Origin of the sequence: Stenotrophomonas sp. SMYL41 (genome assembly GCF_036319965.1) — a bacterium.
Classification (GTDB): Bacteria; Pseudomonadota; Gammaproteobacteria; order Xanthomonadales; family Xanthomonadaceae; genus Stenotrophomonas; species Stenotrophomonas maltophilia_R.
Genome location: NZ_JAWIRX010000029.1, coordinates 26302 through 37613, shown reverse-complemented (window position 1 = coordinate 37613; position 11312 = coordinate 26302). Strand labels below are relative to the sequence as shown.

Annotated in this window: 9 protein-coding genes; 4 read left to right on the top strand and 5 right to left on the bottom strand. The window is 66.6% G+C overall.

Features of this window, described 5'->3' with window-relative positions; all coding sequences use genetic code 11:
- Positions 1-249: 249 nt before the first annotated feature.
- The 3 genes from V3B30_RS22120 to V3B30_RS22110 all read right to left on the bottom strand — a co-directional run bounded on the left by V3B30_RS22120 (position 250) and on the right by V3B30_RS22110 (position 3477).
- Entirely contained in the window at positions 250-1968 is a 1719-nt protein-coding gene (locus V3B30_RS22120) for a thiamine pyrophosphate-dependent enzyme (RefSeq protein ID WP_262082906.1), read from the bottom strand.
- A 132-nt stretch (positions 1969-2100) separates the two neighbouring features.
- A complete protein-coding gene (locus tag V3B30_RS22115) occupies positions 2101-2958 on the bottom strand; it encodes an SH3 domain-containing protein (RefSeq protein ID WP_262082907.1) in 858 nt (285 codons plus the stop codon).
- 36 nt (positions 2959-2994) lie between these two features.
- Positions 2995-3477, bottom strand: coding sequence for a DUF3574 domain-containing protein (locus V3B30_RS22110; protein ID WP_100473710.1), 483 nt, complete (start codon positions 3475-3477; stop codon positions 2995-2997).
- Positions 3478-3693: 216 nt separating this feature from the next.
- On the opposite strand from V3B30_RS22110, the gene V3B30_RS22105 reads away from it, so the two are divergent.
- The 4 genes from V3B30_RS22105 (at position 3694) to otsA (ending at position 10307) form a co-directional block, all read left to right on the top strand.
- The gene (locus V3B30_RS22105) at positions 3694-6129 is read left to right on the top strand and encodes a TonB-dependent receptor (protein WP_262082908.1); all 2436 of its coding nucleotides are present in this window, start codon (positions 3694-3696) and stop codon (positions 6127-6129) included.
- 236 nt (positions 6130-6365) lie between these two features.
- Positions 6366-7124, top strand: a complete 759-nt coding sequence (gene otsB / locus V3B30_RS22100; protein ID WP_032128814.1) for a trehalose-phosphatase — start codon at positions 6366-6368, stop codon at positions 7122-7124.
- A 40-nt stretch (positions 7125-7164) separates the two neighbouring features.
- On the top strand, positions 7165-8946 hold the full coding sequence (locus tag V3B30_RS22095) for a glycoside hydrolase family 15 protein (protein ID WP_262082923.1): 1782 nt from the start codon (positions 7165-7167) through the stop codon (positions 8944-8946).
- The gene (gene otsA, locus V3B30_RS22090; RefSeq protein WP_262082909.1) at positions 8943-10307 is read left to right on the top strand and encodes an alpha,alpha-trehalose-phosphate synthase (UDP-forming); all 1365 of its coding nucleotides are present in this window, start codon (positions 8943-8945) and stop codon (positions 10305-10307) included. Before V3B30_RS22095 ends, otsA begins: the two co-directional genes overlap by 4 nt.
- A 70-nt stretch (positions 10308-10377) precedes the next feature.
- On the opposite strand, the gene V3B30_RS22085 is transcribed toward otsA, so the two are convergent.
- Together V3B30_RS22085 and V3B30_RS22080 are read right to left on the bottom strand one after the other, a co-directional pair.
- Complete coding sequence (locus tag V3B30_RS22085) at positions 10378-10815, bottom strand: thiol-disulfide oxidoreductase DCC family protein (protein ID WP_262082910.1); 438 nt, start codon at positions 10813-10815, stop codon at positions 10378-10380.
- Entirely contained in the window at positions 10790-11296 is a 507-nt protein-coding gene (locus V3B30_RS22080) for a DUF4166 domain-containing protein (RefSeq protein ID WP_100473714.1), read from the bottom strand. Before V3B30_RS22080 ends, V3B30_RS22085 begins: the two co-directional genes overlap by 26 nt.
- Positions 11297-11312 lie beyond the last annotated feature (16 nt).

The window sequence follows — 11312 nt, the reverse complement described above, 5'->3', positions numbered from 1 at the left end:
AATGTGCCGTTCCGACAGATCGCAGGAGACTGTCGAAGGCGGGGTGGGGGGGGGGGGGGGGGGGGGGGGGGGGGGGGGGGGGGGGGGCGGGGGGGCGGGCGGGGGCGGGGGGGGGGGGGGCCCCGCCCCCCCCCCCCCCCCCCCCCCCCCCCCCCCCCACCCCCGCCATTCCACCAATACCCTGCTTTTGCCCTTGACGTTGCTCTGGCCTCTGCGGGTGCAGGGCGCAGCCCTGCATCGACCAACCCACTACTTCTTCAGGAAGTTGTCCACCAGCAGATGCTTCACGTCGTCGAAGCGGCCGTTCAACACCGCCTTGGCGGCGTACAGTGCGGTACCGGCCACCTGCTTGGCCTCGATCTGCGGCGGCATCACCAGCTCGGCACGACTCGTGTGCACGTCCAGCAGCGCCGGGCCGCGCTGGGACAGGAAGTCCCGCACCGCCTCCTCCAGATCCTCGCTGCGGGTGACCGTGCGGCCGTGGAAGCCGATCACTTCGGCCAGGCGGCCGAAGTCCGGATTCTTCAGGTCGGTGTAGTTGTCCAGCAGGCCTTCCACCTTCTGCTCCAGCTCGACGAAGTTCAGCGAGCCGTTGTTGAACACCACCACCTTGATCGGCAGGTTCTCCTGTACCGCCGTCAGCAGGTCGCCCAGCAGCATTGCCAGGCCACCATCGCCGGACAGCGAGATCACCTGGCGGCCGGGAAACGCCTTCTGCAGGCCGAGTGCCTGCGGCATCGCATTGGCCATCGTGCCATGCAACAGGCTGGTCAGCGTGCGGCGGCGACCATTTACCCGGATATGCCGCAGCACCCACACCATCGGCGAGCCGCCGTCAGCGGTGAACAGCGCGTCATCCGTTGCGTACTTCGACAGCAGCGCGGTCAGGTGCTGCGGATGGATCAGTTCGCCCTCGCCCGGTTGTTCTTCCTGCTCGCGCTTCTTCAGCGCCTTGTCGCGACGTTCGATGCATTCATCCAGGAAACTGCTGTCCTCGCGTGGCGGCAGCATCGGCAGCAGGGCGTCCAGCGTGGGCGCGATGTCCCCGACCACGCCCAGGTTCACCGGATGGCGGCGGCCCAGGTGACTGCCATCACGGTCGACCTGGATGATCGTGGCCTTGTCCGGGTAGAACTGGCCCCAGGCGAAATCGGCGCCGAGCAGCAGCAGCGTGTCGCACTCCATCAGCGTGTGGAAGCCGGATTCGATGCCGAAGATGCCGGTCATGCCCATGTTGTACGGGTTGTCCGGCTCGACGAAATCCTTGGCGCGCGAGGTGTGCGCGATGGGTGCCTGCAGGCGTCGGGCCAGCTCCAGCAGCTGCGCGTGCGCGCCCTGGCAACCGGCACCGGCATAGACGCCAATGCGCTTGCCCTGCCCCAGCAGCTCGGCGATTCGCTGCAGTTCAGCGTCAGAGGGTCGCAGCACCGGCTGCGTGTAGTGCACCGAGAACGGCACATCGTGCTTCACCTCGGCCTGGCTGATATCGGCCGGCAGGATCACCACTGCCACACCACGGCGGCTGATCGCGGCCTGGCAGGCCAGCGTGACCACGCGGCGCGCCTGTTCGGCGCTGTGCACCTGTTCGCAGAACACCGTGCAGCTGCCATAGACCGCCTTGAAGTCCACTTCCTGCGGAAATTCCATGCCCAGCTCGCTGGTCACCACCTGGCTGGCGATCAGCACCATCGGCGCGCGATTGCGGTTGCTTTCGAAGACGCCGTTGATGAAGTGCAGGCCACCAGGCCCGCAGGAACCGGCGCAGGCGGTCAGCTCGCCGCTCACCAGCGAATCGGCGCCTGCAGCGAAGGCTGCCACTTCTTCATGGCGCACATGCACCCAGGCGATCTCACTGCCGTGCATTGCATCGGTCACATGGTTGAGCGTATCGCCCACGATGCCGTAGCAACGGCGGACACCGGCCTGCTGCAGGGCGTCCACCACGATTTCGGCCACGCGCTTGCTCATCGGATACATCCTCGAACGGGGGAACGTCCGAGGCTAGACCCGATGAAGTGATGCCCCCGCAAAAAAAGGGGACGGAGGGAATTAAGTCGCTAACGGCACAAACGACTTAATTCCCTCCGTCCCCTTTTTTCTTCAATCGTTGACGTTGATCCAGCCCAGCACCACGCCACTTTTCGGATTGAGAAACCGCAGCTTCACCCAGCCATCCTGTTCATCCAGCATCTCCACACGGTCGCCCTGCACCAGGTAGCGCTTCGTGCTGGAAGCACCTGGCTGATCGAACAGGAACAACCGCGCTGGCACCACGGTGGCCTGCTGACCACGCAGCGGTCCATCCGGTGGTGCGCCCAGGCCATCGCCGATGGCGCTCTCCAGCACGCGGCCCGCGGGATCATAGGTGCGCCAGACTGCCAGCGGGCCCTGCCCGTCGGTCTGTTCCCATTGCAGCGCGGTGTTCAACGTATCGCCCAGCATCAGCACGCTCTCGGCACGGTACAGATAGAGTTTCGCACCCACAAACCGGTACTGGTCGGCGTACCACATCGGGCCGCTGCGGCAGCTGCTGGTGAGGGTGCGGGTAGCCGCATCCACGCTCAGCCCCATCAGGTCACCGCAGCTGTCCTTGCCATGGGTGTCGGCCTGCAGCGCGCGGAACCCGGCGCTGGCCGGATCGAAGCGATACACCGCCACCGCCTCGTTGACCATGCCCACCGATGCACGCGCAACCAGTTCCGGGTAGCCATCGAAATCGACGTCCTCCAGGGACCAGCGCGAATTGCCGTCGGCGTCCGCCGCACCCGCCAGCGTCTGGTGCTTGCCCGAGGGTGACAGCTGCACCACGATGCTGCCGTCCTGCTGCGGATCGGCGTGCGCCTGCACGTGCGCGGCCACCTGGAACCGTAGCATTTCGCCCTCGTCCCCACTTGCCTGCGCCGTCGTTGCCAGCGCGCCTGCCAATGCCAGGCCGAGCATGCATTCCCTGTAGTTCATCACTGCTCCCTGCGGCACCGCGGCGGCACCTTCAACTCAGAACGATACGTCAACCGCCTGCCGGGACCACAGCACTGACTGATGCTTGGTCTGCTGCTTCCACGCCAGGCGGATCGCCTCGATGTCGGCGCGCCGCTGCGGGGTGTCCTCGTGCAGCACCACCAGCACCTTGGTGCGCAGGCGGTTGGGCGCTGCATCGCCGCGGAACAGCCACTGGCCATAGGCATCGAACACGGTCAGGCCATCCGGGAAGCGCGGGGTCACTTCCTTGTCCAGGAAGGTGCGCCACTGCGCCTCGCTGATGGTGTCGGCCTGCGGGCGGTTGCCGGCACCCTGCTCTTCACCCACGCCGAAGTACAGCTCGCTGCGTACCCAGCCCTGCCCGGTGGACGGGCGTGCGGCATCGCCCTTCAGTTCGGCGGTGGTAGCCGTGGCATAGGCGCTGGGCGCCTGCGAGGACAGGCTGGCGCAGCCACTGGTGGCCAGCAGCACGGCGAAGACGAGGCCAAGGTGTTTCATCGGTACAGCTCCGGGGAAGGGGGACAAGGCGAGCCGGCAGCGTACAGCGCCACCGGCCCAGCGTGCTGATGCCAGCAGGGCATCAACTCATGCCGGACCGGCAGGGGCTTGCATCGGCACCGGTCATCACGCGAAGATAATATATCGCTTCATCCGGATGGATGTAAGTGAAACCATCTCCCCCCTTCCCCGCCGTCGTTGTTGCTGGAGCCACCCATGTCCGCCCGCCTGCCCGCGTCGCCGCTCGGCCTCGCCATCGCCCTCGCGCTTTCCTCCGCCGCCGTCCCGGTCCTGGCCCAGGACGCCACCAACCTGGACACCGTGATCGTCACCGGCACCCGTGCCGCCGACCGCACCGTGCTCGAATCCACCTCGCCGGTGGATGTGCTCACCGCCGAGGACATCCGCAAGGCCGGCGTGGTCAATGGTGAACTGGGCAGTGCGCTGCAGGCGTTGCTGCCCTCGTTCAACTTCCCGCGCCAGTCCAACTCCGGTGGTGCCGACCATGTGCGCGCGGCGCAGCTGCGCGGCCTGTCGCCGGACCAGGTACTGGTGCTGGTCAATGGCAAGCGCCGCCACCACACCGCGCTGGTCAACACCGACAGCAAGATCGGCAAGGGCACCACCCCGGTCGACTTCAACTCGATCCCGGTCAGCGCCATCAAGCGCATCGAAGTGCTGCGCGACGGCGCCGGCGCGCTGTACGGATCGGATGCCGTGGCCGGCGTGATCAACGTGATCCTCGACAACGGTGGCGACGGCGGCGAGATCGAGGCCAGCTACGGTGCCAACCACACCGACCTCAAGCCGATCGGCCGCACCCTCACCGACGGTCAGACCGGCAACATCAGCGCCAAGGTCGGCACCTCGCTGGGCGAAGACGGCGGATTCCTGCGCGTCGGCCTGGAGTACAAGCAGCGCAACGGCACCAACCGCGCTGGCTTCGACCAGATTCCGCCATGGGACCAGACGCCGGACAACCTGGCGCTGCAGGGCAAGCGCAACTATGTGCTGGGCGATGGCAAGAGCAAGGACATCAACCTGTGGCTGAACACCGAGATTCCGGTGGGCCAGACGTCGACGTTCTACGCGTTCGGCACCTTCAACCAGCGTGACACCGAAGGCGCGAACTACTTCCGCTATCCCGATGGCGATGCCAACTGGAAGCAGGTCTATCCGAACGGTTACCGACCGATCTCCGAAGGCGAGAACCGCGACGTACAGGCCGTGGCCGGCGTACGCGGCCAGTGGGGCGAGTGGAGCTACGACGGCAGCCTGGATTACGGCCAGAACGACTTCACCTACCGCCTGCGCGATTCGCTCAACGCGTCGTTGGGCCCGACCAGCCCGACCCGCTTCAAGACCGCTGACTACGAATACGCACAGACCGTGGGCAACCTCGATCTGAGTCGTGTGTTCACCCAGAGCGACAGCATCAGCCACACCCTGGGCCTGGGCGTGGAAGCGCGCCACGAGCGCTACCAGACCCGCCCCGGTGACCCGGCCAGCTATGCCGCCGGCCCCTACACCGATCGCCCGACCGGCTCGCAGGCCGGTGGCGGCCTGACCCCGCAGGATGCGGCGCGCCTGTCGCGCGACGTGGCCAGTGCCTACGCCAGCCTGTCCAGCCAGTTCGGCGAGAAGTTCTCCACCGATCTGGCCGCACGCTACGAGCACAACGACGACTTCGGCGGTGAACTGACCGGCAAGCTCGGCCTGCGCTATGAATTCACCCCGGCGTTCGCGTTGCGCGGTGCCATCTCCAACAACTTCCGTGCGCCGTCGCTGGCGCAGATCGGCTACGAGTCCACCTCCACCGGCTACAACGCTGGCGGCCAGCTGGTGCAGGGCCGCCTGCTGTCGGTCAACAATCCAATCGCGCGTGGCCTGGGTGCGCAGAACCTGAAGCCGGAAAAATCGATCAATACCTCGCTGGGCTTCACCAGCCGCATCGGCGAGCATTTCGACCTGTCGCTGGACTTCTTCCAGATCGACATCGACGACCGCATCGCGCTGTCGGAGAGCATCACCGGCGATGCACTGACCGACTACGTGGCCGCCAACTACGGCGTCAGCGGCCTGCAGAGCGCCAGCTTCTTCGTCAATGCCGCCGACACCCGCACCCGCGGCGCCGAGCTGGTGAGCAACTGGCGCCAGTCGCTGGGTGACGGCCAGCTGCTGCTGACCGGCACCTACGCGTACACGAAGACCACGCTGAAGAACGTGCTGGCCACGCCGGCACAGCTGCGCGCACTGAACCCGGACTATGTGCTGTTCGGCATCGAAGAGACCAACACCCTTACCGATGCCACGCCACGCACGCGCGGCAGTGTCTCGGCGGCGTGGAGCAACGACCACTGGTCGCTGAGCAGCCGCGTGAACCGCTATGGCAGTGCCACCCGCGTGTTCAATTTCGGGGACGGCTACATCCCGCGCCAGACCTACCAGGCCGAATGGCAGCTGGATGCGGAAGTCGAGTACCACATCACCCCGCGCTGGAGCGTGGCCATCGGCGGGCAGAACCTGACCGACAACTACCCGGATCGATCCAACAGCGATATCCACTACTTCGGCAACCTGCCATATGACGTGCTGTCGCCGATCGGCAGCAATGGCGCGTACTACTACGGCCGGGTCCGCTACACGTTCTGATTGCATTGGACCAATGACTCCCGGTGGGTGCGGACCGTTGGTCCGCACTGTCTGGCAGTGGCGGCCGCTGGCCGGCAACATCATGGTTCAGTACAAGCTTCCCCTTCGTGCCGACCAACGGTCGGCACCCACCGGAGGTGATCGCTCTGGGTGGGTGCGGACCGTTGGTCCGCACTACCAGATCCGTAGCCTGCCCTAGACCCCACGTACACGCCCACGCTGGCATGCTGGGCGTCATGGCTGAACCGCTCCCCCTGCGTCCGCCACCACCATTGCTGGACGACGCCTGCGCGTTGTTTCTCGATGTTGATGGCACCCTTATCGAATTCGCTGCACGCCCGGATGCCGTGCAGTTGCTGCCGGATGTGCGTGAAGCCATCGGCCGCATCAGCGACCGCCTGGAAGGTGCCGTGGCACTGGTCAGTGGTCGCCCACTTGAACAGCTGGATCAACTGTTCGCGCCTTTGAAGCTGCCCGCCGCCGGCCTGCATGGCCACGAACTGCGTGGCGAAGACGGTCGCGTCCTGCGCGACGAACACGACGACGACACCGCTGAGTGGCTGCACGCGCTGCACCAGCAAGCGATGCGCTTTGCCCATGGGCATCCCGGCGTGCTGGTGGAAGACAAGGGCGTCGGCCTGGCACTGCACTGGCGCGGCGCGCCGCATGCCGCCAGCGATGTCCGTGCCTTCGCCGATCGCCACGTGCGTGGCCGTGCCAGCTACCGCCTGCAACCGGGCGACCACGTCGTTGAGTTCGTTCCCGTCGGCACCGACAAGGGCCGCGCCGTGCGGCGGATGATGCAGTACCTGCCGTTCCGCGGCCGCCTGCCGGTGTTCCTCGGCGATGACCTGACCGATGAGTTCGGCTTCGATGCCGCCAACGGCCAGCACGGCTGGAGCGTGCTGGTGGGCGAACGTGAACCCAGCAAGGCGGTGTTCGCGCTGCCCGACATACGCAGCGTGCACGCCTGGCTGCGTGAGAATGCGTATTGACCCGGCCAATCCCACGGCCGCAACCGAGATGTACCGCGTGATGACCCAACCCGATCTTGATCTGGGCGTGGTCGGCAACGGCAGCTTCGGCGCCCTGGTCGACAAACGTGCCCGCGTTGTCTGGAGCTGCCTGCCCACCTTCGACGGCGACCCCACCTTCTGTGCCCTGCTCGGCCCCAACCAGCAGACCGGTGGCGACTTCGCCATCGAGCTGGAGGACTTCGCCAGCAGCGAGCAGGAATACCTGACCAACACGGCGATCCTGCGCACCGTCCTGCGCGACGCGCACGGTGGCGAACTGGAAATCCTCGACTTCGCCCCTCGCTGGCGGCAGAACGACCGCTTCTACCGCCCGGTCAGCCTGATCCGCCAGGTGCGCCCGCTGGCCGGCAGCCCACGCATCACCGTGCACGCACGGCCGCTGGCCGACTGGGGCGCGCGCGTGCCCGAATCCACCTGGGGCAGCAACCATGTGCGCTGGATCCTGCCCGAGCACGTGCTGCGGCTGACCACCGACGTGCCGGTACGCTTCGTGCGCGACGGCCTGCCATTCGTACTCAACCATCCCATCCACCTGATCCTCGGCGTGGATGAATCGCTCAACCGCTCGATCAGCGGCTACGTGCAGGAGTCATTCCAGCGCACCCGCGACTACTGGCGTGAATGGGTGCGTTACCTGTCCATTCCGCTGGAATGGCAGGACGCGGTGATCCGCAGTGCGATCACGTTGAAGCTGTGCCAGTACGAGGACAGCGGCGCGATCATCGCGGCGATGACCACCTCCATTCCCGAAGCGCCCGGCAGCGTGCGCAACTGGGATTACCGCTACTGCTGGCTGCGCGATGCGGCGTTCGTGGTGCGTGCGCTGAACCGCCTCGGCGCGACGCGCACGATGGAACAGTTCCTCGGCTACATCTTCAACCTGGCCACCACCGACGGCACGCTGCAGCCACTGTATGGCATCGGCTTCGAGGCCAGGCTGGACGAAGACGAAGTCCCCAGCCTGTCCGGCTACCGCGGCATGGGCCCGGTGCGACGCGGCAACCTTGCCTGGGTGCAGCGCCAGCACGATGTCTACGGCAGCGTAGTGCTGGCCTCCACCCAGCTGTTCTTCGACCGGCGCCTGCAGGACCCGGGTGATGCGCACACCTTTGCCCGCCTGGAGCCCCTCGGCGAGCAGGCCTTCGCCCTGCACGACGTACCCGATGCCGGCCTGTGGGAGTTCCGTGGCCGCACCGAAGTGCACACCTACACCAGCGCGATGTGCTGGGCCGCCTGCGACCGCTTGTGCAAGATCGCCGTGCGCCTGAAGCGCGATGACCGCGCCCATTACTGGCGCGAGCGCGCCGACACCATCCACGCGCGCATCATGGCCGAGTCCTGGAGTGAAGAGCTGGGCCACTTCACCGATACCTTCGGCGGTCATCGCCTGGACGCTTCGCTGCTGCTGCTGGCCGACATCGGCTTCATCGACGCGCTGGACGCCCGCTTCATCGCCACCGTCGAAGCCATCGGCCGCGACCTCAAGCATGGCAACTCGCTGTACCGTTATGTCGCACCAGATGACTTCGGTGAGCCTGAAACCAGTTTCACCATCTGCACCTTCTGGTACATCGATGCGCTGGCGGCCATCGGGCGCCTGGATGAAGCGCGCGAGATGTTCGAGCTGCTGTTGAAGCAGCGCAACCACCTGGGCCTGCTGTCGGAGGATCTGGCCTTCGACAGCGGCGAGGCCTGGGGCAACTTCCCGCAGACCTATTCGCACGTCGGCCTGATCACCGCCGCGATGCGCCTGTCGCGGTCCTGGCAGGAGGCATCGTGAGCCGACTTGTAGTGGTTTCAAACCGCGTGGCCTTGCCGGGCGAGAATCGCGCCGGCGGCCTGGCAGTGGGCCTGCTGGCTGCGTTGAAGGAACGCGGCGGCATGTGGTTCGGCTGGAGCGGCAAAAGCGTGCGCGACGGCAGTGGCACGCTGCACACGCAGAAGGACGGCGACATCGAGTTCGTCACCCTGGACCTGAGCAAGCGCGAGGTCGATGGCTACTACAATGGCTTCGCCAATCGCACATTGTGGCCGCTGCTGCACTTCCGCCTGGATCTGGTCGACTACGATCGTGGCACCCGCGAGACCTACCACAAGGTCAATGCGCTGTTTGCCGACAAACTCGCGCCGCTGCTGCGCGAAGATGACATCGTCTGGATCCACGACTACCACCTGATCCCGCTTGGCGCGCTGCTGCGCGAGCGTGGCATCGGCTGCCGCATCGGCTTCTTCCTGCACATCCCGATGCCTTCGGCCGACCTGCTGCAGGCGATGCCGGACCACCTGCGCCTGTTCTCCGCCCTGTATGCCTACGATCTGGTCGGTTTCCAGACCCAGCGCGATGCTGATCGCTTCCAGACCTACCTGCGCCTGTTCGGCGGCGGCCGCGTGCTCGACAACGGCGAACTGGAAGCACCGGGCGGGCGCCGTTTCCGCGCAGCCGCGTTCCCGATCGGCATCGACACCGAGCTGATCGCACGCCAGGCCGGCACCGCCGCCACCAAGGCTGCGGTAAAGAACCTGCGCGCCAGCCTGCGTGACCGCCAGCTGGCGATCGGTGTCGATCGCCTGGATTATTCCAAGGGCCTGCCCGAACGCTTCCTCGGCTTCGAACGGTATCTTGAGCGCCATCCCGACCAGCGCGGCTCGCTGACCTACCTGCAGATCGCGCCGGTCTCGCGCGGCGATGTCACCGAGTACCGGCAGCTGCGCAGCCAGCTGGAGCAGATCGCCGGCCACATCAACGGTGGCCACGCCGAGCCTGACTGGACACCACTGCGCTACGTCAACCAGAACTTCACCCATGCCACTCTCACTGGTTTCTACCGTGCGGCGGCTGTCGGCCTGGTCACGCCGCTGCGCGATGGCATGAACCTGGTGGCCAAGGAATACGTGGCCTCGCAGGACCCGGAGGATCCCGGTGTGCTGGTGCTGTCGCTGCTGGCCGGTGCCGCCGACGAGATGAAGCAGGCGCTGCTGGTGAATCCGCACGACCTGGACGGCGTGGCCGACGCCATCGCCACCGCGGCAACCATGTCGCTGCACAGGCGCAAGGAACGCTGGCACGCGATGATGGAGCACCTGCGCACCTACGACATCAACCACTGGCGACGCAGCTACCTGGACGCGCTGGAAGGTTGAGGAAAAAAGGGGACGGAGGGGATCACGTCGTTTGTGCACAAACGACGTGATCCCCTCCGTCCCCTTTTGTTCAATCCAGGAACCGCGCAGCCTGCTCGGGTGCGGGCAGATGGCAGGCATCATGCCGCCCGAACCAGCGATAGCGGTTGCGCGCCAGCATCCGATACGCCGCATCGCGCCAGCGACGCGGCACCATCCGCAGCACGCCGCTCAGGCGCCAGGCGCCGCCCAGCCCCGCCAGTACGCGCAGGATGGCATCGGTATCGGTCCAGGCGCCCTGCGCGTCCAGCAGCAGGAACGACGCGGGATCCTGCGGGTCCAACCCGTGCGAACGCAGCAGCGCGCTGCCCCGCTCGCCCTGCATCGCCGCAAAGCGGTAGCGCCCCCTGCGGTCGAAACGCAGCAGGAAGCGCACCCAGCGGTTGCACAGTGCGCACACGCCATCAAACACGATCACCGCGCTGCCAGCCTCGGTGGTGCCGTCACTGTGGTTCGAGCCAGCCTTCATAGCGGATCAGGGCTCCGGCCCAGGGCAGCGTCACATCGACCAGGAAAGTGTAACGCTCGCCCTGCCAGGCTTCACGGCAACGCACGCCACCAAACCAGCGCCTCGGCAGCGGCAGCAGCCCGAACGCCCAGACCCGACGCACCGACCAGTCGATGCCACCCTCGCGGGCCTGCAGGTCGAACTCGAAACGCACCGCGCCCAATTGCTCGCGCAGAAACCCTTCGTGCGCCCACAGCCGCGACACCATCGGCCAGCGGCCAAACCGCCGCGCCCACTGCTCGCCCTGCCCGCGTGCACTGAACGCCACTTCGGTGGGCAGCGCGTCGCCGTCCTTCGGCAACCGCGCCAACGCGGCCAGCAGCGGCACCAGCCAGTGCCGCCCCCTCACGATGCGCGCCTGCCCTACGTAGCGGCAGGGCAACGGCGCGGCATGTAGCGCCTGCACCGGCGCCGCCAGGGTGGCGAAGGCCGGCCCCAGCACCCGCGCGAACAGCGGC

Bases quoted from the DNA above. Each gene is read 5' to 3' on its own strand.
- V3B30_RS22120 (WP_262082906.1), bottom strand. From the start codon at position 1,968: ATGAGCAAGCGCGTGGCCGAAATCGTGGTGGACGCCCTGCAGCAGGCC.
- V3B30_RS22115 (WP_262082907.1), bottom strand. From the start codon at position 2,958: ATGAACTACAGGGAATGCATGCTCGGCCTGGCATTGGCAGGCGCGCTG.
- V3B30_RS22110 (WP_100473710.1), bottom strand. From the start codon at position 3,477: ATGAAACACCTTGGCCTCGTCTTCGCCGTGCTGCTGGCCACCAGTGGC.
- V3B30_RS22105 (WP_262082908.1), top strand. From the start codon at position 3,694: ATGTCCGCCCGCCTGCCCGCGTCGCCGCTCGGCCTCGCCATCGCCCTC.
- otsB (WP_032128814.1), top strand. From the start codon at position 6,366: ATGGCTGAACCGCTCCCCCTGCGTCCGCCACCACCATTGCTGGACGAC.
- V3B30_RS22095 (WP_262082923.1), top strand. From the start codon at position 7,165: ATGACCCAACCCGATCTTGATCTGGGCGTGGTCGGCAACGGCAGCTTC.
- V3B30_RS22085 (WP_262082910.1), bottom strand. From the start codon at position 10,815: ATGAAGGCTGGCTCGAACCACAGTGACGGCACCACCGAGGCTGGCAGC.